Raw genomic sequence first — 24,083 nt, 5'->3', positions numbered from 1 at the left:
TCCGGAGGACCACGTGACCGCTCCCACCTTGCGCTCGACCACCAACAAGCTCGCCATCGTGGGCGCGGGCGCCGTGGGTTCGACGCTCGCTTACGCCGCGCTGACGCGCGGGACCGCACGGACCGTCGCGCTGTTGGACGTGAACAAGCAGAAGGTGGAGGCCGAGGTCCTCGACCTGCAGCACGGCATGATGTTCATCCCGCCGGCGCAGATCATCGGCTCCGACGACGTCGAGGTCTGCCGCGGCGCGGACGTCGTCGTCATCACGGCGGGGGCGAAGCAGCAGCCGGGACAGACCCGCCTCGACCTCGCGGAGGCGACCGTCACCCTGACCAAGAAGATCCTGCCGGGCCTGCTCGAGGTGGCACCCGACGCGATCTACATCCTGGTCACCAACCCGGTCGACGTCGTCACCTACGCCGCACAGAAGATCTCGGGCCTGCCCCGCGAGCGCGTCTTCGGGTCCGGCACCGTGCTCGACTCGTCGCGCCTGCGGGCCGCGATCGCGCTGCACTGCGGCGTCGCCGTCGGGAACGTGCACGCGTACATCGCGGGCGAGCACGGCGACTCCGAGATCGTGCTGTGGAGCTCGGCGACCATCGGGGGCGTGCCGCTGCTCGACTGGAGGCCTCTGCACAAGAACGGTGGGCTGGGCGCGGCCGAGCGCGACGCCATCGCCCGCGAGGTCGTCCACTCCGCGTACCGCATCATCGAGGGCAAGGGTGCGACCAACTATGCAATCGGCCTCGCCGCGACCCGCATCATCGAGGCGGTGCTCAAGGACGAGCACCGGATCCTGCCGGTCTCGTCGCGTCTCGACGACTACTACGGGATCAGCGACGTGTGCCTGTCGGTTCCGTCGCTGCTCGACCGCCGAGGCGTTCCTGAGGTCATCAAGGTGCCCCTGTCGAACGACGAGATCGCCGGCCTGACGGCGTCCGCGGACAGCATGAAGGCGGTTCAGCGGCGATTCGGCTTCTGAGGCACTGCACATCTGGGGCGCGCCGAGTCCTCGGGGCTCAGCGCGCCCCGGATGGCGCTAGGGCTGCCGGCGCTCGCCCGACAAATCAGAGCGCGCGCAGCACCGCCACGACGCGGCCCAAGATCTGCGCCTCGTCGCCGGGGATCGGCGCGTACGCCGGGTTCTGCGGCAGCAGCCACAGGTGCCCGTGGTCCTGCTTGAACGTCTTGACCGTGGCCTCGCCGTCGATCATCGCGGCGACGACCTCGCCGTTCTCCGCGACCGGCTGGCGCCGCACCACGACCCAGTCGCCGTCGCAGATCGCGGCGTCGACCATCGAGTCGCCCTGCACCTTGAGCAGGAACAGCTCGCCGTCGCCCACGAGCTGGCGCGGGAGCGGGAAGACGTCCTCGATGAGCTGCTCGGCGAGGATCGGCCCGCCGGCCGCGATGCGGCCCACGACGGGCACGTACGACGGCGCGGCGAGCTGCTCGTCGTCGAGGCCCGCAGCCGGCAGTGCGGTCGGTGCGGTCCGCGCGCTCGAAGGCTTGGCGTCGTCCGCGGCGGGGTCGACGACCTCCATCGCGCGCGGCCGGTTCGGGTCGCGGCGCAGGTAGCCCTTGCGCTCGAGAGTCGTGAGCTGGTGCTTGACCGAAGAGGGGCTCGCCAGCCCGACGGCCTCGCCGATCTCACGCATCGTCGGCGGGTAGCCGCGCGTCTCGACCGACTTGCGAATGGTCTCGAGCACGCGCTTCTGCCGCGGCGTCAGGCCCCGCTGGCCTGCGGGGTCGGGGAGCGTGCTCACCGTCGCAAGCCCGGGGCTGCCGGCACCCGTGCTCGTCGTCCGACCCGTCATGACCTCTCCGTCCGTCGTCGTGCGCGTCTGTCTCGCCGTCGGTCGCGACCGTCCGTTCGTGCTGGTCGTAGCCCCACCCTAGGCCACCGGGAACGTGGGATCAAACACGTGTTCGAGGCGTGTCTCGACAATATCGGGAGCCCGTGGCATGCTACACACGTTCTAACGAACGCATGTTCTAACGAACCCTTGTTCGACACGGAGGACGTCATGGCCGCCACGATCGCCTGCCCCACGGTCAGCACCGCCGCCCTGTCCGCCCCGCACGGACCGCTCGGGCTCGGCGGCCTCCGCCTGACGCGCCGTGGCCGCGCAGTACTGATCGTGCTCGCGCTGCTGGTCGCGCTCCCGCTCCTCGGGCTCGGTGGCAGGGCCATCGCCAGCGCCCCGGGGCGCCCCGTCGAGGTGACGGTCCACACCGTCGCGCCGGGAGAGACGCTCTGGGCCTTCGCGCGGGAGATCTCGAGGCCTGGCCAGGACGTCCGGGATGTCGTGGCCGAGCTGCGCGACCTCAACGAGCTGCGCACCGTGGCGCTCCGCGTCGGCCAGACCATCCTCATCCCGAAGGGCTGACCAGCCCGTCGACCGGCCAGCCCCGGCCGTGACCGGCCACGCGCCCGGTAGTCTCACGGGCATGTACTGCCCGTTCTGCCGCCACCCCGACTCGCGCGTGGTGGACTCGCGCACCGCAGACGACGGCTCGTCGATCCGCCGGCGCCGCCAGTGCCCCAACTGCGGACGCCGCTTCACGACGCTCGAGACGGCGAGCCTGTCGGTGGTCAAGCGCTCGGGGGCCACCGAGCCGTTCAGCCGGGACAAGATCGTCTCGGGCGTGCGGAAGGCGTGCCAGGGCCGCCCCGTCAGCGAGGACGACCTCGCGCTCCTTGCGCAGAAGGTCGAGGAGACGCTGCGGCAGCAGGGCAGCGCCGAGATCGACGCCTATGAGATCGGCCTGGCGATCCTCGGCCCGCTCCGTGACCTCGACGAGGTCGCGTACCTGCGCTTCGCGAGCGTCTACCAGGCGTTCGAGTCGCTCGAGGACTTCGAGAGCGCGATCACGTCGCTGCGAGCCGAGCACGCCGAACGGGCGGCGCGTGAGGACGCGCCGCCCGTGGCGGGGGACTCGAAGGGCTGAGGACTCAGGCGCCGGCGGCCGGCCCCGGCGGGAACTCGGGGCGCTCGAACGCGTCCCGGATCCGCAGGCGCACGGTCGTCGCCATCGCCTGCAGCTTGGCGGAGGCGCCGCGCTGGGCCACGTCGGAGATGTCGGTGACCACGTAGCCGATCTCGCCGCGCGTGGCGAGCATCTGGCCCTCGATGTTGGCGCCGTGCTCGGCGAACACCTGGTTGATCGCGGCCAGCACGCCCGGCACGTTGCGGTGCTGCACCATGATCCGGCCGACGCCCGTCGGGGCGAGCTGCAGGTTCGGCAGGTTGACGCTGAGCATCGTGGAGCCGGTCGCGAGGTAGTCGCGCAGCTTGCCGGCCACGAACTCACCGATCGCCTCCTGCGCCTCCTCCGTCGAGCCGCCGACGTGCGGCGTGAGGATGACGTTGGGCAGGCCGCGCAACGGCGACTCGAACTGGTCGCCGCGCTTCTTGGGCTCGGTCGGGAACACGTCGACGGCGGCGCCGCTCAGGTGGCGCGACTCGATCGCGCTGCGCAGCGCCTCGACGTCGACGACGAAGCCGCGCGACAGGTTGAGGAAGATCGCGCCGGGCTTCATGCGCTCGAACAGGTCGGCGCCGAAGAAGCCGGCGTTGCCCGGGCGGCCGTCGACGTGGATCGTCACGGCGTCGGAGACCTCGAGCAGCTCGTCGATGGTGCGGACGCGGCGGGCGTTGCCCAGCGCCAGCTTCTCCTGCACGTCGAAGAACACCACGCGCATGCCCAGGTTCTCGGCGAGCACGGACAGCTGCGAGCCGATGTTGCCGTAGCCGATGATGCCGAGCGTGCGGCCGCGCACCTCGTGCGCGCCGTCGGCGGTCTTGTCCCAGACGCCGTCGTGCAGCGCCTTGTCACGCACCGACAGGCGGCGGGTGAGCGAGATGATCTCGGCGAGCGCGAGCTCGACGACCGAGCGCGTGTTGGAGTACGGCGCGTTGAAGACGGCGACGCCGTGCGACGCGGCCGCAGCCAGGTCGATCTGGTTGGTGCCGATCGAGAACGTCCCGACGGCCAGGAGGCCGGGGGAGGACTCGACCACCTTGCGCGTCACGTTCGTCTTCGAGCGGATGCCGAGCACGTGGACGCCCTCGAGCGCCTCGATCAGCTCGGCCTCGTCGAGGGCACCGGAACGGGTCTCGATCTCGAACCCCGCGTTGCGCAGGATCTCGGTGGCGACAGGATGGACGTTCTCGAGGAGGAGGGCTCGCAGCACGACCCCATGGTGCGCCCTGGGGCGAGCGCCGTCCAAACCCGTCTCACGGCTGTCTCGCGCGATGTCGCGGGGTGTCGCCTGGCCCGGCGCGTCTCCGGCCGCCGGGCCGCTACCCGGCGAACCCGTCCGGCAGCTCGCGCTCGTGCACGACGACGAGACGCTGGGTGGGACGCGTCATCGCCACGTACAGGTCGGACCAGCCGCCGGCACCGGCAGCGACGTCGGCGGGCTCGACCAGCACGACGGCGTCGTACTCGAGGCCCTTGACCTCACGGGGTCCGAGCACGGTGACCTGGGCGTCCTCGGGGCGCTGCGCGCGCAGGCGCGCCGCCTCGGCGGCACCCAGCACGCCGGGCAGCGCAGCCGCCACCGCCTGGCGCAGGCCGGCCACGGCAGGCTCGGCGGCGATGACCGCGACGCGGCCGGCGCCGTCGGGCCCGACGAGCTCACGCGCGAGCGTGCCGACGCCCTCGACGACCGCACCGGCCGTCCCGCCGCTGGTCACCGGGGTGTCCACGATCGCTCCCGGCACCTCGCGCGCCGCCGTCAGCGGCGACGCCGGGAGGCCGGCCGCCTTCGCCACCCGCTGCGCGGTGTCCGCGACCTCGGCGGGCGTGCGGTAGCTGACGGTGAGCTCCTCGAGCCGCCACCCGTCGCGCAGCACCGGCGTCAGCGCGGCGGACCACGAACGGGCGCCGGCCTGCGAGGACGTCTGCGCGACGTCGCCCACGATCGTCATCGAACGGGTCGGCACGCGGCGCACCAGCATGCGCCACGCCATGAGCGACAGCTCCTGCGCCTCGTCGACGACGACGTGGCCGTACGTCCACCCGCGGTCGCCGGCGGCGCGCTCGGCCGTCGTCAGGCGCGGACCGGTCGACGCGAAGCGCTCGGCGAGCGTCTCGGCGTCGACGGGGATCATCGCGCCGTCCGCGGCGCCCGACGCGAGCACGGAGCGGGCGTGCTGCAGCGCCTCGGCGCGCTCAGCGGCGCGCGCGGCGTCCTCCGCACGCGCGACGGCGTCGTCGTCGCCCAGCAGTTCTGCGGCCTCGTCGAGCAGCGGCACGTCCGACTCGGTCCACGGCGCCCCCGGCGCACGCCGCACGGCCGCACGCTCGGCGTCGGTGAGCTCGGGTGCGGCCTCCGCGAGACGGTGCGGACGAGAGAGCAGGTCGTCGACGAGCTTCTTCGGCGAGATCGGGAACCAGGCGAGGTTCAGGGCCACGCGCACGTCGCGCAGTTCGCGCAGGTCCTCGAGCACGATGGCGCGGTCCTCGGGCGTGAGGTCGCCGCCGTCGGCGAGCTGGTACTGCTCGGCGAGGCGGGCGAGCATGTCGCGGACGAACCCCGCGCGCGCCTCGTTGTGCGGCTTGTGGTTGCGGCGCGCCCGGGCGATCGCGTCGCGCACGTCACGGCGGCGGATGACCAGGTCGTGGCCGTCGAGGCGGAACCGGACGTCGCGCTCCGGCACGCGCTCGCGGGCGCGCACCGCCCGCCGGATCACGTCCGCCCACAGCAGGCGGCCCTTGATCTCCGCGACCGCACCCTCGTCGACCGCGGTCGCGGCGATGCCCGGCAGCAGCTCGCCGAGCGTCGTCGAGACGACTCCGGTCTCGCCGAGGGAGGGGAGCACCTGGTCGATGTAGCGCAGGAACGAGCGTGACGGGCCGACGAGCAGCACGCCCGAGCGCTCCAGCAGACGCCGGTGCGCATACAGCAGGTACGCGGCGCGGTGGAGCGCCACCGCCGTCTTGCCCGTTCCGGGGCCGCCCTGCACCACGAGGGCGCCGGCCAGGTCGGAGCGGATGATGCGGTCCTGCTCGGCCTGGATCGTCGCGACGATGTCCGTCATGCGGCCGGTGCGGCGCGCGGCAAGGGCCGCGAGCAGCGCGCCCTCGCCCGAGAGGGACGCCGCGTCGATCTCGCCCGCGCCCTCGCCGACGGCGTGGTCGAGGTCCAGCAGCTCGTCCTCGAGCCCGGTGACCTTGCGGCCGACGGTGACGAGGTGCCGGCGTCGGCGCACGCCCGCGGGCTGCAGCGACGTCGCGCGGTAGAAGGCCTCGGCGGCCGGGGCGCGCCAGTCGGTGAGAAGGGAGCGCTGGTCGTCGTCGGTGAGGCCGATGCGGCCGACGTACCGGACGGTGCCCTCTCCGGCGGCCTCGGCCGGGCCCTCCGCAAGGTCGAGGCGGCCGAACGCGAGGCGGTCCTCGACCGCGTCGAGCTGGGCCGTACGGTCCTCGTAGAGCGTCGCGAAGGCGTCGCGCTCCGAGCGGTTCTGCGGGGAGCCCGAAGGCCCCTCCCGGCGCACGTCGCGGAGCCTGCCGCGCGCGCGGGCGCGCAGTGCGTCCAGGCGGGCGTAGAGACCGTCGACGACAGCCTGCTCGTGTGCCAGCTCGTCCTGCCTGCCCGCCACTGGTCCTCCTACTCCCTGCGTACTCGCGTCCGACCCGTCCGGACGGGTCGGCCGACCATTATTGCCGACGCGCGGGGTGCTGGGTGCCGCCTTCCGCTCTGGGCGCCACAGGATGGACGACCGTCGCGCTCGCTCCGCCCCACGGACCGACCCGCACAGGCCTGCGGCGACACGCCCCGTGGCTCTCCCTGGACCGGGTCGAGCGGTCTACGATCCGTCCCATGGTGAGCGGCGACGAAGTCGCGCTGAGCGCGGAGCCGGCGCGTGCCGCAGGGCCCGTCGTGCTCCTCGTCGAGGACGACGACGGTGACGCGCTTCTGGTGACCGAGCTGCTCGCCGACGCCGCGGTCGACGTCGAGCTGCGGCGCGCGCGGTCGGTCGAGGAGGCCGCTGCTGAGCTCGCACGCGACGACGTCGAGTGCCTGCTGCTCGACCTCGGGCTGCCCGACGCCGACGGCCTGGACGCCGTCGAGCGCCTGCGCTCGCTCGGCGCGGCCCGCCAGGACCCGCCCGCGCTGGTCGTCCTCACCGGCAACGCCGACGTCGACCACGGCGTCCGCGCCGTCGCTGCCGGCGCCGACGACTACCTCGTCAAGGGCGAGACCGACCCCGTACTGCTGGGCCGCTCGCTGCGGTACGCGCTCCAGCGGCGCCGCGCCGCGGCGCAGGAGCGCGCGCTGTTCCGCGGGGAGGTGCGCGCCGCGGAGACGGCGCGGCTCGAGCGCGCGCTCCTGCCGAAGCCGCTCGTCGCGGACCCGCACGTGTCGGTCATGGTCGGCTACCTGCCCGGCCGTGACGGCCTGCTGGGCGGCGACTTCTTCGACACCGTCGAGCGGGCGGACGGGTCGGTGCTGTCGGTCATCGGCGACGTCGCCGGCCACGGCCCCGACGAGGCGGCTCTCGGGGCGACGCTGCGCACGGCGTGGCGCACGCTCGTCCTCTCCGACACCACGGCCGACCGCGTGCTGCCCCTGCTCGAGCGCGTCCTGCGCACCGAGCGCGCGGGGAGCGACGTGTTCGTGACCCTGTGCCAGCTGGTCGTCGCGCCCGACCGCCGCTCCGTCGAGGTGTACCTGGCGGGACACCTGCCGCCCCTGCTGCTCACCGGCCCGGTCGGCGCCGTCGAGTGCACGGTGCTCGAGCCGAGCGCCCGCGGGCGTGCCCTCGGCATCCCCGTCGAGGGCGGCTGGAGCGCCCAGCGCGTCGAGCTCGAGGGGCCGTTCTCGGTCGTGCTCTACACCGACGGTCTCGTCGAGGCCGAGGTCGCGACCGCGGCGTCGGCCGACGTGGCGTCGCAGCGAGGCGTGCCGCGGCTCGGCGTGCCCGGCCTGCGGCGGGCGTTGGACGCCGAGCTCCGCGGCGAGTTCGCCGGGCTCGTCCAGCGCGTGCTGCGGCGGGTGCGCGACCTGCACGGCGGGCCGCTGGTCGATGACGCCGCGCTGCTCATGGTCGGCTGGACCGGCAGCTCCACCGTGCTCGGTGAGCGGTCGTCGACCCTCGCCGACTCGGTCGAGTGGGCCCGGTGACGAGCCCGGCCCGGCCGCCGGCCTCCGAGCCGCGCGCCGGCCGGCCCCTGCGGTTGCTCGGCGGGCACACGCTGCTCGGTCTCTCGCTGCGGAGCCGGGTCGCGCGCCTGCTGACGCTCAGCGCGTTCCTGCTGCTCGTCGTCTACGGCTTCGCGGTGGTCGTGCTCGTGCGGTCCGACGAGTTCCTCGACGGGCTCGTGCCCGAGTCCGGCAACACGCAGCAGATCGCGCACTACGACGAGGCGCGCGCCGGCCTGAGCCTGCTCGTCGTCGTGCTCGCGGTGCTCGCCGTCGTCGCCGTCGTGCTGGGCATGTTCGTGTGGAAGGCGCTCGAGCACGACGTCCTGCGTCCGCTCGCGGAGCTCACCGAGACGGCCCGTGCCGTCGCCGAGGGCGACCTGCGGCGTGAGGTCCCGCGCGTCGGGATCGGTGAGGTCGTGGCGCTCGCCGACGACGTCGAGCACATGCGCGCCGAGCTGGCGCAGCAGCTCGACGAGCTGCGCACCTCGCACGAGGAGACAGCTGTGGCGCACGAGCAGCTGCGGGCGCAGGCCGCCGAGCTCGAGCGCTCGAACCGGGACCTCGAGCAGTTCGCGTACGTGGCCTCGCACGACCTGCAGGAGCCGCTGCGCAAGGTCGCCAGCTTCACCCAGCTGCTCGGCAAGCGCTACAGCGGCCAGCTCGACGAGCGCGCGGACCAGTACATCGAGTTCGCCGTCGACGGCGCCAAGCGGATGCAGCGGCTCATCCAGGATCTGCTGCTGTTCTCCCGCGTCGGGCGGGCCGAGGTCCGCGACGTGGAGGTCGACCTGGACGGCGTCCTGGCGGACGTGCTGACGGAGCTGGCCGACCGCGTCGCGGCGGCCGAGGCGACCGTCACGCACGACCGGTTGCCGGTCGTCATGGGCGACCCGACCCTCCTGCGGCTCGTGCTCACGAACGTCGTCGGCAACGCGCTCAAGTTCCGGCGACCCGACGTGCCCGCCCGCGTGCACGTCGCGGCCCGGGACACGGGCGGCGCGTGGGAGCTGGCGGTGACGGACAACGGGATCGGCATCGACCCGAAGTACGCGGACCGCGTGTTCGTCATCTTCCAGAGGCTGCACCCGAAGGAGGTGTACCAGGGGACGGGCATCGGGCTCGCGCTGGTGCAGCGCGTCGTCGAGTACCACGGCGGTCGCGTCTGGGTCGCGGCCGCGCCCGGAGGGGGAACCACCGTCGCGTGGACCCTGCCGCGGGGATTGCCCGTAAGACGGCCCGGCGGGGGGACGCGCCCCCCGGGGAACGTGGGTTAGGCTTCCAGGAAGTGCTCTGACCTGCGGTGATGTCCGCCGTCGACGGGACGGGCCGGAGAGGTGGCTGTGGTGAGACAGGGCGGGGGCGGCCAGGGGATCGTCACGGTGCTGCTGGTCGAGGACGACGCGGGCGACGTGCTCATGACGCGAGAGGCCCTCGACGAGCACCACGTGCCCAACCGGCTGTTCGTGGTGCCCGACGGCGTCACGGCGCTCGAGTTCCTGCGCAAGCAGGGCTCGCACCGGAACGCTCCCACGCCCGACCTCGTCCTGCTCGACCTCAACCTGCCGCGCATGTCCGGGCGCGAGGTCCTCGCCGCCGTCAAGGGTGACCCCGAGCTCGCGCGGATCCCCGTCGTCGTGCTGACCACGTCCGACGCCGACGACGACGTCGTCGCCTCCTACGCGCTGCACGCCAACGCCTACGTGACCAAGCCTGTCGACTTCGACCGGTTCGTCGACGTCGTGCGCAAGATCGACGACTTCTTCGTCTCCGTGGTGCGGCTGCCACCCCGCTGAGCCTCAGCGCTGGGCGAACGCCCCCGCGGGAAGCATCTCCGGGTCGCAAGGGTTGTGCGTACGACGGCGGTGTGCGCCGTCGTGGACGAGGGGAGTGGTCGTGCTCGACCCGCAGGGGATCGTGACCGTCGACGAGCAGGCCGTGGCCGCGGCGCTCGGCCAGGGCGGCGCCGGCGCGCGCTCGGGCCCGGTCATGCTGCACGCGTTGCGCGGCTTCGTCGACGCCGGCAGCACGGGCGAGATCGCCGCCGCCCACCTCGTGGACCAGCTCGAGGCGACGCGTCTCGCGACCTTCGACGTCGACCAGCTGCTCGACTACCGCTCCAAGCGGGCGTTCATGACGTTCGACTCCGACCGCTGGACGGCCTATGACGAGCCGTTCCTGGCCCTCGACCACATGCGCGACGCCGACGGCACCGGGTTCCTGCTGCTGCATGGTGCCGAGCCGGACCTCCAGTGGGAGCGCGCCGTCACCGCGGTCAAGGGGCTCGTGGAGCGGTTCGGCGTCTCGCTGACCGTCGGCTTCCACGGCGTGCCGATGGGGGTTCCGCACACCCGCCCGCTCACCCTGACCGCGCACGGCACGCGCCCGGGGCTGACGGAGGACTACACGTCGTTCTTCGGCACGGTGAAGGTGCCGAGCTCGATGGCCGCGCTGCTCGAGTACCGCTTGGGCGAGGCCGGGCACGACGCACTCGGGTTCGTGGTGCACGTGCCGCACTACCTCGCGCAGTCGGCGTACGCGCCGGCCTCCGTCGTCGCGCTCCGGCACGTGGAGCGGGCCACCGGCCTGGACCTGCTGACCGGTCGGCTGGCCGAGGCGGCCGCGGACGCGACGCTCGAGGTCGAGAAGCAGGTGCGAGAGTCCGGCGAGGTCCGGGCCGTCGTCCGTGCGCTGGAGGAGCAGTACGACAAGTTCGCGCGCAGCCTGGGCAAGCCCAGCCTGCTCGCCGAGGCGGCGCCGATCCCCACGGCCGACGAGCTGGCGGCGGAGTTCGAGCGGTATCTCGCCCAGCAGGGGGACGACGACTGACCTCGCCTGTGAAGATCCCGTGACGAGGCGGGGTGTGACGTGCAACACTGCAGCGGACGGCGGGCCACCAGGTCCACCGGTGGCTGCACGGAAGGTTCTAGAACAGCAATGGCGCAGGGTTCTGTGAAGTGGTTCAACTCGGAGAAGGGCTACGGGTTCATCGCCCAGGACGGCGGCGGCGCCGACGTCTTCGTCCACTACTCCGCGATCCAGTCGAACGGTTACCGCACGCTCGAAGAGGCGCAGCGGGTGGAGTTCGAGATCACCCAGGGGCCCAAGGGCCCGCAGGCGGAGCAGGTCGTTCCTCTCTGACCTGTCATCCCCGACAGCGTGGGTTCAGGCTCGGGGGTTCTGACGTCGTTCAGAGCCCCCGAGGCTGCACCCACAGCCGTCAGTACGGGCGGGCGGTGCCCACGAAGCGGGTCAGGTCCGGGCCCGTCAGCGGCTGGGCCTGGACCGGCAGGGCCCGCAGGGCGCGGGCCAGCGCGGGCGCTCGCAGGTCGGGCGCCTCGGTCTCCGGCTCGTCGTCCGTGACGGCGCGCACCGCCGCCAGCACGAGGTTCCCGTAGCGCCGACCCTTGAGGATGCCCGGCTCGGCGATCAGCGCGAGCCGCCCCTCGGCGGCCGCGCCGGGGCCGAAGGCTGCCGCGAGGGTCGCGAGCTCGCGCCGCGCTCGGTCGAGGGGTGGCCGGTCCGCACAGTTGACGAGGTAGAGCCCGCCCGGGCGCAGGGCGGCCGACACGTGGTCGGCGGTCTCGCGCGTGACGAGGTGCGCCGGCGTGGCGTCGCCGGCAAAGACGTCGCGGACGACGACGTCGTAGGTCCCGGACGCTGCGGTGGCGACGGCGCGGCCGGCGTCGTCCGCGCGCAGGCGCAGTCGCGGCGACCGCGGCAGGTCGAACCACTCGCGGACGAGCTGTACGAGCCTGCTGTCGACGTCGACGGCGAGCTGGCGAGAGCCGGGGCGCTCGGCGTCCCAGCAGCGCGCGAGCGCGCAGCCGGCGGCACCGAGGTGCAGCGCGCGCAGCGGGCCGGCGCTGGTCGCGGCGACGACGGCGTCCATCTGCTGCATGTACTCGAACGCGAGGAAGCCCGGGTCGTCGAGGTCGAGGTAGGAGCTCGGCACGCCGTTGACCTGCAGGGTCACGCGGGCAGAGTGGTCGAGGTCGGGGACGACCTCGGCGGTGCCCGTGTCGATCTCCACAGGCCCGACGGGGAGCACGCCGCCTCGTGTCGGTGGCTCGGCGGACGATGGGGAGCGTTTCGCGGAGCGCTCGTTGCGGCGGGCCATGGGACCAGTGTCCCAGTGACCATCGATGCGACGGTGCGCCCACGGTTGACAACGATCGAACATATGTTCGACACTGACGGAGCGGGACTACCCCGCGGACGGGAGGTGCGAGATGACTCTCAAGCACACGGCGCGACGCCGGACGTCGGCGCCCGCCGCGCCGGAGCCGGGGGCCTCCCCTGCGCCGGCGCCCGCGCACCCGACCGTCGTCCCTGGCCCCGTCGCACGGCTGCTCGCCCTGGCCGACTCCGAGCTCGCGGAGGCGGCGGCCACCGGTGACCCGGCGGACCGGTTCCTGCACGCTCACCTGGCCGCGCTGCGCAGTGCTGCGGCCGTCGTGGAGCTGCGGGGCCGGCCCGGCCCGCGCTCGGGCGCGCGCACCGTGTGGGAGATGCTTGCGAAGGTCGAGCCGGAGCTCGCCGCGTGGTCGGTGTATTTCGCGTCCGGCGCGCGGCTGCGCGCCGCCGTCGACGCGGGGCACGGGGAGGCAGTCGGCGCCACGCGCGCCGCCGAGCTCGTGGCCTGCGCGGAGGACTTCCGCGACGAGGTCGCGATGCTCGTCGACCCGGAGGCCCGCTTCTCGCAGCCTCTGCGCTGGGCGACGACGACGGCCGCGTCATGAGCGAGGCGGCGCCATGAGCAAGGCACCGCGGTCGGCGACCGCCAACCGCGACTGGGGTTCCGACGAGTCCCGGACGTCGATCATGCACGTCGACATGGACGCGTTCTTCGCGATGTGCGAGCTCGCCCGACGACCCGAGCTGCGCGGCCTGCCGGTCATCGTCGGCGGGCGCGGCCGCGGTGTCGTCCTGGCGGCGACCTACGAGGCGCGGGCGTTCGGGGTCCGCTCGGCGATGCCGATGGTCTCCGCGATGCGGCTGTGCCCGCAGGCGGTCATCGTGCCGCCCGACCACCGGCGCTACACGGACGTGTCGCGCTCGGTCATGACAACCCTGGCCGAGATCACGCCGATCGTCGAGCAGATCAGCATCGACGAGGCGTTCCTCGACGTCTCCGGCGCGCGTCGCCGCCTCGGGCCGCCGACGGCGATCGGGGCACGGCTCCGCGCGCACGTGCAGGCGGTGCACGGGGTCACGTGCTCGGTGGGCATCGCGAAGAACAAGTTCCTCGCCAAGCTGGCCTCCACGCACGCCAAGCCCGACGGCATGCTGCTCGTGCCGGCCGAGGCGTCGGTGCCGTTCTTGCGCACGCTGCCCGTGGGAGCCCTCTGGGGCGTGGGGGAGAAGACGGAGGAGGAGCTCGGCCGATGGGGCATCAGCACGGTCGCCCAGCTCGCGGACACGGACGTCGCGACGCTCCAGGCCGCTGTCGGGCGCGTGCACGGGGCACACCTGCACGACCTGGCGTGGGGGCGCGACCCGCGCCCCGTGGTTCCCGTGAACCGTGAGCGCTCGATCGGGAACGAGACGACGTTCGGCTCCGACCAGCGCGATCGTGCCGCGGTGGAGGCGCGGGTGCTCGAGCTGTGCGACAAGGTCGCGGCACGGCTGCGCGAGCAGAACCTCGTGACCCGGACGGTCGCGCTCAAGGTGCGTACGAACGACTTCCGCACCCTGACGCGGTCGCGCACGCTCGACGGCCCGACCGACGTCGCGCGCGAGCTCTACCGGGTCGCTCGCGAGCTGTTTGCGGCCGTGGACCTGCGCGGCCTGCCCGTGCGCCTGGTGGGCGTGCGCGCCGAGAACCTGCAGGAGCGCGCCGGTTTCGCGGAGCAGCTCACGCTCGACCAGGCCAGCGCCGAGCGCCCGTCCGCTCAGCGCGAGGCGGAGCTGGCACTCGACGCCGTCCGGCTCCGTTTCGGCAAGGGCGCGATCGGGCTCGGCGCCGGCGGGATGGCCGCGGAGAGCCAGCGCGAGTTCGAGGACGCGGAGCGGCTGCGGGACTCCAGGCACGCGCAGGCCGGCTGATCGGGGTCCGGACGACGGAACCGTCAGCGTCGGCCGCGAGAAGCTACCGTGAAGGCCTCCTGACTACCCCTTCACCGAAGAGCGGGCCTATCCTGGTCAGGAGAAGAACTCCACCAGACGAGGGGGTCTCGGATGCCTCTGTCCGAGTACGAGCAGCGCGTGCTGGAGCAGATGGAGCGCGCGCTGACGAGCGACGATCCCCGATTGGCGAACACACTTCAGTCGTCGGGACGCCGGCCCGTGCTGCGCTATGTCGTCGCCGCGATCGGCCTGGTCGCGGGCCTGCTCATCCTGGTCCTGGGCGCGGCTGGCTCGAACGTCGTCCTGGGCGTCATCGGCTTTGCGGTGATGTTCGCGGGCGTCGCGTGGGCTTTCGCGTTCGCGCCACGGTCAAAGGGCCCCGAAGGCGCGGCCCGCGCGAACGGCAGCGTGGGTGCCAGGCCTGCAGCCAAGGGTGCTCGGAGGACCAAGCAGGGCTTCATGGCACGCCTCGAGGCCCGCTGGGACCACCGCAAGGAGCAGGGTCGCTGAGCAAGCATCGCGAGCCAGGACCGCCGCCGAGTCAGCACCGCCGCTGGGTCGGCACCGCCACTCATTCGGTTTCGCCACTGATTCAGCACCGGCGCTGATTCAGCACGCCTGAACCAGCGCCCTGTACACGCCTGAGCTAGCGCCCTGCACCCAAGCGCGGCCGGTTCGCCGAAGCGATCCCCGCCGTGACCTCACGCGTGAGCTGCGCCAGCGTCTCGGCGTCGAGCGGCTCGGGATCCGCGGCGTAGCGCTCGGCCTCCAGCAGGTCCGCGAGCGTCGCCAGCCCGTCACGCACGTCTCCGGGCAGTGCGTCCCCGGTGCGAACAGCCCAGGCAGACGCGGCCTCCTGAGGCGCGCGGTGCGGCGTGGTCGCCGTCGGCAGCGTGACGCCGGCGGAGCCCAGCGCCGCCACGACCCGTGCCCACGCGTCCTCGGCGTCGCGTGGCGGGCGGGTGGACCGGCGTCGCAGCCACAGCACCACGAGCCCTGCGCCGACCACGAGCGCGACGCCGCTGCCGACCAGCCAGCGCCGCAGGTGCGTCGCTGCCTCGGCCCGCGCTGCGGGGGAGAGAGGCCTCGGCGAGGCGACCGGCACGGATGCCTGGGCCGAGGGGACGGACGTCTGCCCCGAGCGTTCGTCGATGGTGGGCGTGGGGGCCGGCCCCGGCGCGCCTGAGGTCGGGTCGGCGTAGGCCGGTGCCGCACCGGTCTGGATCGCGGGCGTGGGCTCGAAGCGCACCCAGCCCTTGCCCGGGAAGTACAGCTCGGGCCAGGCGTGGGAGTCCTCGCCGGTCACGTCCCACCGGACGCCCCCGTCGATCGGGGTGCCCGGCAGGTAGCCCACGGCGAGGCGCGCGGGGATGCCGAGAGTGCGCGCCAGCATCACCATCGTCGTGGCGAACTGGACGCAGTAGCCCTGGCGCTGCTGGAGGAAGTCCCAGACGGCATCCCCGGTGCGCCCGCGGGGGACGTCGACGTCGTACGTGAAGCGGCTGGTGTCTCGCAGGTAGGTCTGCAGGGCGACCGCGCGGTCGTAGTCGGTCAGGGCGCCGCCGACGATCGACTTGGCCGCCCCCGCGATGTCCGCCTTGTGGCTGCTGTCCGGGACGCGCAAGAACGCGTCGTCGACCTTGCGGGCGCCGGACGGCGCATCCCGCAGGGACTCGGGGGTCAGGTTGCGCGAGTGCACCTCGAGCGTGAAGGTGTCGCCCTCCTGCGTCGCGGGGCCGCCCACCACCTCGTCGCGCCCGGCGTCGTAGCGCCAGCCGGTCTGCGCCCGGACCGTGCGGGGGTCGATCGAGACGGGCAGCCGGTCCTCGCGCATGGATCCGACCGTGACGTCCACGCGGGTCGCGGCGTCTTCCGGGTGGACCTCCTGCGGGAACAGGACCTGGCCCTTGGCGAACTCGACGCCGTCGGCGTCGGGGCCTCCGTTCCAGTGGCGTCCGTCGAACGACGACAGCGTCATGAGGCGCAGAGGGCCGATCGAGTCGCCCGTCGACGTCGTGTAGCTCAGCACGACGGCCCCCGAGCGCGACGTGAGCGAGCGGTACATGTCCAGGTCGTCGGCGAGCCGCACGGAGCGCGCGGACGTCGTGAACAGGTTGGTCCACGCGGTGCCGAGACCGGGCAGGCCGGCGGACGCGGCCGCAGCGACCATCGCGACCACGGTGATGCCCGCCGCGGTGACCGTGGTCCGCACCGCCCGGCGCTGCTCGGCGCGGCGCACCTGGGCCCCGACCTGGGCGTCGCGCAGGGCGCGCCTCGACGTCGTCGGTTCGTCGAGGGTCAGCCCGAGCAGCAGGGCCGCCACGGTGACGGCGAACGTCTGCCAGGGCACGTCCGACATCAGGATCAGCGGCGGGAGCCAGAGCACCAGCACGGCGGAGCCCGCGAGCAGGGGGTGCCGGAGCCCCGAGGCGAGCGCGTCCGCCATGATGAGCACGATCAGCGAGCCGCCGACGCACAGCAGGGCCGTGGGCGGCGTCGCGATCACGGGCGCGACCTCGTCGCGGATGACGTCGCCCGCCAGGCCGAGCTGTTCGAAGAGCCGGGAGACCGAGCCGGTGGTGACGAACCACTGGGTCGAGCCGCCCACGCCCCCGAACCGGGCCAGCAGGTACCAGGCGGCGACGACGGCCCCCGCGAGCGTCGGCCAGATCGAGGCGGTGCCGCCGTCGTCGAACGGGATGCGGCGGACGGCGACACCGGCGCGGGCCGCGGCGGCGACCCGTGCGCGGCGGCCGCCGACCATCGCCCGCGCGACCACGAGCGTGGCGCCGACCAGCAGCACGCCGACGACGCCGACGGCCGGCCACGGCCGGAGCACCACGCTCGTGAGCGCGAGCATCGACGCGAGGACGGCCACGGTGACCAGCCCGGTCGAGACGGCCAGGCGCACCGTCGCGGGCGTGCGGGCGGGGATCACGCGGCACGCTCCGCCAGGACGGCCCACGCCTGGTCGTGCGCGACGCCCGGGCGCGTCGTGGCGACACGCCAGCCCGCGGCGCGCAGGGCGACGACGGTGGCCTCGGCGTCGGGCTCGCGTCTGCAGACGACGAGGGCCCAGCACGAGGCGGCCTCGGTCGAGAGGGCAGCGAGCTCGCGCAGCGCGTCGGCGGGCTGCGGGCGCAGGACGGAGACGGTCACCTCACCCGGGGCGCGCCCGATGCGGAGCGCCTGCGCGGTCGCGGAGAGGGCCGCGTCGGCGTCGGCCTCGGTGCGGTGGCCGTGCAGGTCGATGGTCGCGTCGAGCAGCGCGGGCCGGCCGGTGCGGGCGCCGGTGACGAACCCCGCGGTCTCGCCGAGCGCGGCGCGGGCCGTCGGCACCAGGCGCACCGGGTGGCCGGCGTCGAGGAACGAGCAGGCGAGCGAGGCGACGAGCTCGACGGCCCACTCGCCGTCGGCGCGCAACGTCCCCGCGACACCGCGCTGCTCGCCCGGAGCGGGCAGCAGCGCGCGGTCGAGCACGACGGAGACCGGCCGCACACCCGCGGCCTCGTCGGTGCGGACCATCAGCCGGCCCTGGCGTGCGGCCGTGGGCCAGTGCACGCGGCGGGGGTCGTCGCCAGGCACGTACTCCCGCAGCACGGCGTCGTCGGGAGCGGTGAGGCGCGCGCCGGTGCCGGCGTTCTCGAGGTCGCCCAGGAGTCCCGTGCGCACCGACAGCTCGGTGGTGCGCGGCCACACCGACACGACGGTGGGCGACCCGAGCGGCTGCGTGGTGCGCACGAGCCCGAACGCGTCGGTGCGGGTCGTCAGCAGCGGTCCGAGCGACCAGCGCCCGCGCCTGGTGGGGTGGATCGCGTAGCGGACCTGGATCCGGTCCGGCCGGGCCGACACGCGAGCGCGCACGCCCGCGGTGCCCGCGAGCTCGTGCGCGGCCTGCTCCGAGAGGCGGATGCGGGCCAGGCGCTCGTAGGCCGCGGCCGACGGCCGGGCCGGCGAGACCACCAGGTGCGTCGCGGCCTCCTGGCCGCGCACCACGGGATCGGGCGTGACCCGGCGGTCGACGGCGAGCGCGCCGCGGCCGGCGTCGAGCCGCTGGAGCCCCTGGGCGATCCAGGCGACGACGACCGCGGCGACCGCCGCGGCGCCGAGCCCGACGATGTCGGGCAGCCCCAGGAGCGCGCCGAACAGCCCGAGCGCGACCCCGATGACGGTCAGCGCGACACCTCTGCGTGTGGGCCGGACGCGTGCGATGCGGCGCAGCGCCTCGCGCATCAGCGCCGTCCGGCGGGGGCCGACGGCACCGGGGTGCGCTCGACGACCTGGGACACGATGTCCTGTGCGGACGTGCCGGCCAGGCGCGTCTCGGTGGTGAGGATGAGGCGGTGCGCGATGACGGGCACGGCCAGCTCTTGCACGTCGTCGGGCAGCAGGTGCTCGCGGCCGGCCATGGCCGCGGTCGCCTTGGCCAGCCGGAGCAGCTGGAGCGACGCACGCGGCGACGCGCCGAGGCGCAGCCCGGCGTGGTGGCGCGTGGCGCCGACGAGGTCGAGCACGTACTGCTTCACCGCGTGGGAGGCGTGCACGTGCCGCACCAGCTCGGCGAGGCGCAGCATGGTCGCGCCGGTGGTCACCGGGGACAGGTGCGCGAGCGGCGAGGACGCCTCCTGCCGGTCGAGCATGAGCAGCTCGGCGTCGGCGTCGGGGTAGCCGACAGTGAGCCGCGCCATGAAGCGGTCGCGCTGCGCCTCCGGGAGGGGGTAGGTGCCCTCCATCTCGACGGGGTTCTGCGTCGCGACGACGAGGAACGGGTGCGGCAGATGGTGCGTGGTGCCGTCGACCGTCGTCTGGCCCTCCTCCATGCACTCGAGCAGCGCCGACTGCGTCTTGGGTGAGGCGCGGTTGATCTCGTCGCCGATGACGATGTTGTTGAACACCGGACCGGGCCGGAACTCGAACTCGTTGGTGGCGGCGCGGAAGATGTTGACGCCCGTCAGGTCGCTCGGCAGCAGGTCCGGCGTGAACTGGATGCGTCCCACGCGGCAGTCGATCGTGCGGGCCAGCGCCTTGGCCAGGGTCGTCTTGCCGACGCCCGGGACGTCCTCCACCAGCAGGTGGCCCTCGGCGAGGAGCACCCCCACCGTCAGCCATGCGAGGGCAGGCCGGCCCGTGACCACGGACTCGACCGCCGCCCGCACTCGCGTGGTGACCTCCACGAGCTCGCCCAGCCCTGCGCTCAGTGCTGCCTGCCCCGTCCCGTTGCCGTGCGGGAGCCCGTCGACGGCGGGCTCGGCCAGTGTGGGGGTAGCGGGTTCGGGCTGCACAGGGACCTCCGCGTCGAGGACTGCTCCACCCGTTCCTGGGGGAGTGCTTCGAGCCTAGTGGACGTGTGACTTCAACGTGACAACGCTCACAGCGGTTCAATCCGTCCGCACCTGGTGCCACCCCGCGACACGCGATGCGCTCCACCGCCGTCCACCGCTGGCGCGACTTTCTGACCTGCGTCGTCACCCGGACTTCACCCGTGCGGTGGAGCGCCCGGTGCCATTTCGCCGGGAACGGTGGAGGGTTGTGGAGTAGCGTGGAGGGCACGGGAGCGCTGAGGGAGGTGCGAGCCGTGGCAGGGGTCGAGTCGTTCACCGGTACTGGCCTGCTGCTGGGCACGCACACCCCCAGGCTCGACGAGAAGGGCCGTCTGATCCTCCCCGCGAAGTTCCGGGCCCGACTCGCTCCCGGGCTGGTCATGACGCGAGGGCAGGAGCGCTGTCTCTTCCTTCTGCCGATGGACGAGTTCGGCCGGATGTACGAGCAGGTCCGGCAGGCTCCCGTGACCTCCCGTCAGGCACGCGACTACCTGCGCGTGCTCCTGTCGGGGGCGAGCGACGAGGTGCCGGACAAGCAGGGCAGGATCTCGATCCCGCCCGTGCTGCGCGAGTACGCAGGTCTCGACAGGGACGTCGCCGTGATCGGCGCCGGCACCCGCGTGGAGGTCTGGGACCGGGCGGCGTGGGAGAGCTACCTGGCCGCCCAGGAGTCCGCGTACTCCGAGACGGCCGAGCAGATCTTCCCGGACCTTGCCTTCTGAGCACGGACAACTGCACAGCACGACCCGCACCGAGGCCCCGCCCCGCGAGGCCTCCTCCCGCGAAGGGTCTGGCGTCACTTCCCCGGCGCCAGAAGACGCGGAGGGAGACCTGGCAGGACGGGGCCTCGGCCTCACGATGGATCGGCCCCAGGATGGAGAGGAGGAGCACACATGGACGACAACACCACCCGGCCCCCGGACCACGACGACGACGCCGCACGCGACGAGCGCGCGACGGCCGACCGCCACCTGCCCGTGCTCTTCCAGCGCTGTGTGGACCTGCTCGCCCCGGCGCTCGCGGAGCCCGGCAGCGTGCTGGTCGACTGCACGCTCGGCATGGGCGGCCACACCGAGGGTGTCCTCGATCAGGTGCCGACGGCCCGCGTCGTCGGGATCGACCGCGACCCGCAGGCGCTGCGCCTGGCGAGCGAGCGGCTCGCCCGCTTCGGCGACCGGTTCACGCCCGTGCACGCGGTGTACGACGAGATCGGCGACGTCGTCGCGGACCTGGGGTTCACGGCGGGCGTGCAGGGCGTCCTCATGGACCTCGGTGTCAGCTCGCTGCAGCTCGACGAGGCGGACCGCGGCTTCGCGTACGCGCAGGACGCCCCGCTCGACATGCGCATGGACCAGACCACGGGCATCACCGCGGCCGAGGTGCTCAACACGTACGACGAGCGCGAGCTGACCCGGATCCTGCGGGAGTACGGCGAGGAGCGGTTCGCGGCGAAGATCGCCCGCTCGATCGTGCGCCGCCGCCAGGAGCGCCCGTGGGCCCGCACGCATGAGCTCGCCGACCTGGTGCGTGCGTGCATCCCCGCAGCGACCCGTAAGACCGGCGGAAACCCGTCCAAGCGCACGTTCCAGGCGCTGCGGATCGAGGTCAACGGCGAGCTCGAGGTGCTCGAGCGCGCGGTACCGGCCGCGATCGAGGCGCTCGCCGTGGGCGGGCGGATCGTCGTCGAGTCCTACCACTCGCTCGAGGACCGCATCGTGAAGCGGGCCATCGCGCGCGGCACGACGTCGTCGGCGCCGCCCGGGCTGCCCGTCGAGCCCGAGACGCACCGCGCGTACCTCCAGCCGCTCACGCGCGGCGCCGAGGAGGCCGACGCCGACGAGCTCGTCCGCAACCCGCGCGCGGCGTCCGTGCGCCTGCGGGCGGCGGCGCGGCTGCGGCCGACGCCCGACCACCTGAGGACCACCAGCAGCACCGGCACCACCCGCTCCGCCCGCAAGGAGGAACGTCGATGAGCGCACTTCGAGCCCCGGCCGCCGTCCCGAGCCGCCCGGCAGCGCCGTCGCGCCGCACGCGCCTGACCGCGCTGCCCGGCGGCCGCGGGGAGGGCGGGCGGCGCTTCTCGGCCGTCCGCGCGCCGCTCCAGGCGCGCTCCGGCGTGCCGTTCCTCGTGCTGTGCGGCTCCGTGCTGGTCGGCGCCCTCCTCGCCGTTCTCGTGCTCAACACCACGATGGCGCGCGGCTCGTACGAGATGGCGCACCTGCAGGGCCAGGTCGGCCGCGTCGCGCAGGACGTCCAGACGAGCCAGGAGAACCTGGGCGCTGCCGAGGCGTCCCTGGAGCGTCGGGCCACCCGGCTCGGCATGGTGCCGAGCGAGGGCGCGGCGATCCTCGACATCACCGGTGCGACCGGGGCGCCGGCCGCGCCCACCACGGAGGCCGGGCAGTGACGCGGCGCGAGGCGCCCGCGACACGCGCGGGCGCCTCGCGCCCGGTCACGGGGTCCGCAGCGCAGAGTCGAGGTGCGAGCGGCACCACCGGGCGGACGACGCCACGGCAGCAGCCCGGGCGGTCCGCCCAGCAGGGCCGTACCGCCCAGCAGGGCCGTACCGCCCAGCAGGGCCGCACCGCCCAGCCGCCTCGGGCGGCCCAGCCCGCCCGCACGACGGCGCGTCCCGCGGCCCGCACGACGCCGCGCCAGGCCGCCGGTGCCCAGGCGCGCCCCGCCGCTCGCGCCCAGGCGCGCCCGAAGGCGGTCTCCCGCTCGGGCGGCGCCGTCGAGCGCCGTCGCCCGCCCCGCCCGCGCCGCGCGCCCGCCGCCGCGTCGCCCGAGCGCCGCCAGCGTCTTCTGCTCGTCGTCGCGGCGATCGTCGTCGCGGTGTTCGTGGGCCGGCTCGTGCAGGTGCAGGTCTTCCAGGCGCCGAGCCTGGCGGCGGCGGCCAGGAGCCAGCGCCTGACCACCGTCGTCGTGCCCGCGCATCGCGGTGACATCACCGACCGCAACGGCGTCGTGCTCGCCACCTCCGTGGACCGGTACACCGTCTCGGCCGACCCGAAGGCCATCCAGGGCTTCCGTGGCGGTCAGCGAGCGGACGCGGAGGGCAACCCGGTCGCCGACGGCGCGCTCGGCGTCGCGCAGCTGCTCGCGCCCGTGCTCGGGTCGACCAAGGCCGAGCTGGCCGCGACGATCAACGGCAGCTCGCACTACGTGGTGCTGGCCCGCAACGTCGTCCCGGAGAGGCAGCGGGAGATCCGCGCGCTCGGGCTCCAGGCCTACATCCGCACCGAGCTGGTCTCGAAGCGGGTCTACCCGGCCGGGACCGTCGCGGGCGCGCTCGTCGGGTTCGTCGACAGCGACCAGAAGGGCCAGGGCGGCCTGGAGCGGGCGTACGACCACGTGCTCGCGGGCACGGCCGGGTCGGAGAGCTACGAGCGCTCGCGGGACGGCGTGCGGATCCCTGGCGGGGAGCAGTCCTCGACCCCGGCGGTGCCGGGCGGCGACGTCGTACTGACCATCGACCACGACGTCCAGTGGAAGGCGCAGTCGTCGATCGACGACATGGTCAGGAAGTCCGGCGCGGCCTTCGGCATCGTGCTGGTCGAGGACACCCGGACGGGCGAGCTGCTCGCCGTCGCCGACTCGGGCTCGGTGGACCCCAACGACCGATCTGACGCGAGCGTGGCCAAGGGCTCACGCGCGGTGCAGGACACGTTCGAGCCGGGCTCGACGGGCAAGGTCGTCACCATGGCGGCCGCGCTCGAGACCGGGGCGTGGAAGGTCGACAGCCAGCTCACGGTGCCTTACACGTTCACGACGCCGAACGGCCAGACCTTCAAGGACTCGCACCACCACCCGGTGGAGCGGCTCACGCTCGCCGGGGTGCTCGCGCACTCCTCGAACTCGGGCACCGTGCAGGTCGCAGAGAAGATCCCGCCGCAGGTCCAGCACGACTTCATGAGCAAGTTCGGCTTCGGCAAGCTGACGGGTCTGGGGCTGCCCGGGGAGTCGCGCGGCGCCCTGCACCCGGTCGACAAGTGGGACGGTCGCACCCGGTACGCGGTGGCGTTCGGCCAGGGCGTCTCGGTCAACGCCATGCAGGCGACCGACGTCTTCTCGACGGTCGCCAACGGCGGCGTGAGCGTGCCGCCCACGCTGGTCAAGGGCACGCGCGCTCCTGGCGACGAGCTGGTGCCCACCGCGCGCAAGGCCGGCACGCGCGTCATCTCGGAGGCGACCTCGCAGACCCTGCTCCACATGATGGAGGAGGTCACGAGCGAGGAGGGCACGGCGCAGGCGGCGCAGGTACCCGGATACCGCGTGGCCGGCAAGACCGGCACGGCGCAGATCTTCTTGCCCGGCGGCGGCTACACGTACATGGCGTCGTTCATCGGGGTGGCCCCCGCGGACGACCCGCGCTACACCGTCTCGGTGTTCCTCAAGAGCCCGCACAGCTCGATCTTCGGCGGGGTCGTCGCGGCCCCCGTCTTCCGCGACGTCATGGGCTTCGTGCTGCAGAAGGAGGCCGTGCCGCCGAGCGCGGCGGCCCCGACGCCGCTGCCGCTGACCTGGTGAGCGGCGCC

The 24,083-nt window shown here is 73.8% G+C and carries 22 protein-coding genes; 15 read left to right on the top strand and 7 right to left on the bottom strand.

Annotation, left to right across the window (positions count from 1 at the left end; all coding sequences use genetic code 11):
- The first annotated feature begins 13 nt into the window (after positions 1-13).
- Positions 14-982, top strand: coding sequence for an L-lactate dehydrogenase (locus tag ACO4JP_RS13040; RefSeq protein ID WP_425954339.1), 969 nt, complete (start codon positions 14-16; stop codon positions 980-982).
- Positions 983-1,067: 85 nt separating this feature from the next.
- Here the strand turns inward: ACO4JP_RS13040 and lexA are convergent, their stop codons facing one another.
- Entirely contained in the window at positions 1,068-1,817 is a 750-nt protein-coding gene (gene lexA, locus ACO4JP_RS13035; RefSeq protein ID WP_425954337.1) for a transcriptional repressor LexA, read from the bottom strand.
- Positions 1,818-2,027: 210 nt separating this feature from the next.
- Between lexA and ACO4JP_RS13030 the strand changes: the two genes are divergently transcribed.
- Positions 2,028-2,390 (top strand): LysM peptidoglycan-binding domain-containing protein, encoded by a 363-nt coding sequence (locus ACO4JP_RS13030; RefSeq protein ID WP_425954335.1) that lies wholly within the window; start codon positions 2,028-2,030, stop codon positions 2,388-2,390.
- Between the two features lie 61 nt (positions 2,391-2,451).
- Complete coding sequence (gene nrdR / locus ACO4JP_RS13025) at positions 2,452-2,952, top strand: transcriptional regulator NrdR (protein WP_425954333.1); 501 nt, start codon at positions 2,452-2,454, stop codon at positions 2,950-2,952.
- Between the two features lie 4 nt (positions 2,953-2,956).
- Here nrdR and serA read toward each other — a convergent pair whose 3' ends face one another.
- Together serA and ACO4JP_RS13015 are read right to left on the bottom strand one after the other, a co-directional pair.
- On the bottom strand, positions 2,957-4,198 hold the full coding sequence (serA, locus tag ACO4JP_RS13020) for a phosphoglycerate dehydrogenase (RefSeq protein WP_425954331.1): 1,242 nt from the start codon (positions 4,196-4,198) through the stop codon (positions 2,957-2,959).
- Positions 4,199-4,307: 109 nt separating this feature from the next.
- On the bottom strand, positions 4,308-6,611 hold the full coding sequence (locus ACO4JP_RS13015; protein WP_425954329.1) for a HelD family protein: 2,304 nt from the start codon (positions 6,609-6,611) through the stop codon (positions 4,308-4,310).
- Positions 6,612-6,832: 221 nt separating this feature from the next.
- Here ACO4JP_RS13015 and ACO4JP_RS13010 point away from each other — a divergent pair, with 221 nt between their 5' ends.
- The 5 genes from ACO4JP_RS13010 to ACO4JP_RS12990 all read left to right on the top strand — a co-directional run bounded on the left by ACO4JP_RS13010 (position 6,833) and on the right by ACO4JP_RS12990 (position 11,296).
- A complete protein-coding gene (locus tag ACO4JP_RS13010) occupies positions 6,833-8,137 on the top strand; it encodes a PP2C family protein-serine/threonine phosphatase (protein WP_425954327.1) in 1,305 nt (434 codons plus the stop codon).
- Positions 8,134-9,432 carry a sensor histidine kinase gene (locus ACO4JP_RS13005; protein WP_425954325.1) on the top strand — a complete coding sequence of 433 codons (1,299 nt, stop codon included), beginning with the start codon at positions 8,134-8,136 and terminating at the stop codon, positions 9,430-9,432. Before ACO4JP_RS13010 ends, ACO4JP_RS13005 begins: the two co-directional genes overlap by 4 nt.
- A 66-nt stretch (positions 9,433-9,498) precedes the next feature.
- Positions 9,499-9,951, top strand: a complete 453-nt coding sequence (locus tag ACO4JP_RS13000) for a response regulator (protein ID WP_425957110.1) — start codon at positions 9,499-9,501, stop codon at positions 9,949-9,951.
- A 100-nt stretch (positions 9,952-10,051) separates the two neighbouring features.
- Positions 10,052-10,984, top strand: a complete 933-nt coding sequence (locus tag ACO4JP_RS12995) for a proteasome assembly chaperone family protein (protein WP_425954323.1) — start codon at positions 10,052-10,054, stop codon at positions 10,982-10,984.
- 108 nt (positions 10,985-11,092) lie between these two features.
- Positions 11,093-11,296 (top strand): cold-shock protein, encoded by a 204-nt coding sequence (locus ACO4JP_RS12990; protein WP_425954321.1) that lies wholly within the window; start codon positions 11,093-11,095, stop codon positions 11,294-11,296.
- Between the two features lie 79 nt (positions 11,297-11,375).
- Here the strand turns inward: ACO4JP_RS12990 and ACO4JP_RS12985 are convergent, their stop codons facing one another.
- Positions 11,376-12,206, bottom strand: coding sequence for a spermidine synthase (locus ACO4JP_RS12985; protein WP_425954319.1), 831 nt, complete (start codon positions 12,204-12,206; stop codon positions 11,376-11,378).
- Positions 12,207-12,387: 181 nt separating this feature from the next.
- Here ACO4JP_RS12985 and ACO4JP_RS12980 point away from each other — a divergent pair, with 181 nt between their 5' ends.
- The 3 genes from ACO4JP_RS12980 (at position 12,388) to ACO4JP_RS12970 (ending at position 14,734) form a co-directional block, all read left to right on the top strand.
- On the top strand, positions 12,388-12,897 hold the full coding sequence (locus ACO4JP_RS12980) for an SAV_6107 family HEPN domain-containing protein (protein WP_425954317.1): 510 nt from the start codon (positions 12,388-12,390) through the stop codon (positions 12,895-12,897).
- Between the two features lie 13 nt (positions 12,898-12,910).
- A complete protein-coding gene (locus ACO4JP_RS12975) occupies positions 12,911-14,203 on the top strand; it encodes a DNA polymerase IV (protein ID WP_425954315.1) in 1,293 nt (430 codons plus the stop codon).
- A gap of 132 nt (positions 14,204-14,335) precedes the next feature.
- A complete protein-coding gene (locus tag ACO4JP_RS12970) occupies positions 14,336-14,734 on the top strand; it encodes a DUF3040 domain-containing protein (RefSeq protein ID WP_425954313.1) in 399 nt (132 codons plus the stop codon).
- Positions 14,735-14,870: 136 nt separating this feature from the next.
- On the opposite strand, the gene ACO4JP_RS12965 is transcribed toward ACO4JP_RS12970, so the two are convergent.
- From ACO4JP_RS12965 to ACO4JP_RS12955, 3 genes are read right to left on the bottom strand one after another with little or no spacing between them, the layout of a single operon-like run.
- Positions 14,871-17,162: a transglutaminaseTgpA domain-containing protein gene (locus ACO4JP_RS12965; RefSeq protein WP_425954311.1), complete on the bottom strand. Its 2,292-nt coding sequence runs from the start codon at positions 17,160-17,162 to the stop codon at positions 14,871-14,873.
- Positions 17,159-18,457, bottom strand: coding sequence for a DUF58 domain-containing protein (locus ACO4JP_RS12960; RefSeq protein ID WP_425954309.1), 1,299 nt, complete (start codon positions 18,455-18,457; stop codon positions 17,159-17,161). The genes ACO4JP_RS12965 and ACO4JP_RS12960 overlap by 4 nt, the downstream gene beginning before the upstream one ends.
- The gene (locus ACO4JP_RS12955; protein ID WP_425954307.1) at positions 18,457-19,506 is read right to left on the bottom strand and encodes an AAA family ATPase; all 1,050 of its coding nucleotides are present in this window, start codon (positions 19,504-19,506) and stop codon (positions 18,457-18,459) included. Before ACO4JP_RS12955 ends, ACO4JP_RS12960 begins: the two co-directional genes overlap by 1 nt.
- Positions 19,507-19,799: 293 nt before the next feature.
- On the opposite strand from ACO4JP_RS12955, the gene mraZ reads away from it, so the two are divergent.
- From mraZ to ACO4JP_RS12935, 4 genes are all read left to right on the top strand, one after another.
- Complete coding sequence (gene mraZ, locus ACO4JP_RS12950; protein WP_425954305.1) at positions 19,800-20,267, top strand: division/cell wall cluster transcriptional repressor MraZ; 468 nt, start codon at positions 19,800-19,802, stop codon at positions 20,265-20,267.
- A 171-nt stretch (positions 20,268-20,438) separates the two neighbouring features.
- A complete protein-coding gene (gene rsmH, locus ACO4JP_RS12945; protein ID WP_425954303.1) occupies positions 20,439-21,518 on the top strand; it encodes a 16S rRNA (cytosine(1402)-N(4))-methyltransferase RsmH in 1,080 nt (359 codons plus the stop codon).
- Positions 21,515-21,952, top strand: coding sequence for a hypothetical protein (locus tag ACO4JP_RS12940; RefSeq protein WP_425954301.1), 438 nt, complete (start codon positions 21,515-21,517; stop codon positions 21,950-21,952). Before rsmH ends, ACO4JP_RS12940 begins: the two co-directional genes overlap by 4 nt.
- A complete protein-coding gene (locus ACO4JP_RS12935; RefSeq protein ID WP_425954299.1) occupies positions 21,949-24,075 on the top strand; it encodes a peptidoglycan D,D-transpeptidase FtsI family protein in 2,127 nt (708 codons plus the stop codon). The genes ACO4JP_RS12940 and ACO4JP_RS12935 overlap by 4 nt, the downstream gene beginning before the upstream one ends.
- Positions 24,076-24,083 lie beyond the last annotated feature (8 nt).

This window comes from Xylanimonas sp. McL0601, from assembly GCF_049852175.1.
Classification (GTDB): domain Bacteria; phylum Actinomycetota; class Actinomycetes; order Actinomycetales; family Cellulomonadaceae; genus Xylanimonas.
This window is presented reverse-complemented; position numbering and strand designations above follow the sequence as displayed.

What these genes read in the sequence shown, in the direction of transcription:
- ACO4JP_RS13030 (WP_425954335.1), top strand. Translation starts at nt 2,028, where the DNA reads ATGGCCGCCACGATCGCCTGCCCCACGGTCAGCACCGCCGCCCTGTCC.
- ACO4JP_RS13010 (WP_425954327.1), top strand. Translation starts at nt 6,833, where the DNA reads ATGGTGAGCGGCGACGAAGTCGCGCTGAGCGCGGAGCCGGCGCGTGCC.
- ACO4JP_RS12975 (WP_425954315.1), top strand. Translation starts at nt 12,911, where the DNA reads ATGAGCAAGGCACCGCGGTCGGCGACCGCCAACCGCGACTGGGGTTCC.
- ACO4JP_RS12980 (WP_425954317.1), top strand. Translation starts at nt 12,388, where the DNA reads ATGACTCTCAAGCACACGGCGCGACGCCGGACGTCGGCGCCCGCCGCG.
- ACO4JP_RS12990 (WP_425954321.1), top strand. Translation starts at nt 11,093, where the DNA reads ATGGCGCAGGGTTCTGTGAAGTGGTTCAACTCGGAGAAGGGCTACGGG.
- ACO4JP_RS12960 (WP_425954309.1), bottom strand. Translation starts at nt 18,457, where the DNA reads ATGCGCGAGGCGCTGCGCCGCATCGCACGCGTCCGGCCCACACGCAGA.
- rsmH (WP_425954303.1), top strand. Translation starts at nt 20,439, where the DNA reads ATGGACGACAACACCACCCGGCCCCCGGACCACGACGACGACGCCGCA.
- ACO4JP_RS12970 (WP_425954313.1), top strand. Translation starts at nt 14,336, where the DNA reads ATGCCTCTGTCCGAGTACGAGCAGCGCGTGCTGGAGCAGATGGAGCGC.
- lexA (WP_425954337.1), bottom strand. Translation starts at nt 1,817, where the DNA reads ATGACGGGTCGGACGACGAGCACGGGTGCCGGCAGCCCCGGGCTTGCG.
- nrdR (WP_425954333.1), top strand. Translation starts at nt 2,452, where the DNA reads ATGTACTGCCCGTTCTGCCGCCACCCCGACTCGCGCGTGGTGGACTCG.
- ACO4JP_RS12940 (WP_425954301.1), top strand. Translation starts at nt 21,515, where the DNA reads ATGAGCGCACTTCGAGCCCCGGCCGCCGTCCCGAGCCGCCCGGCAGCG.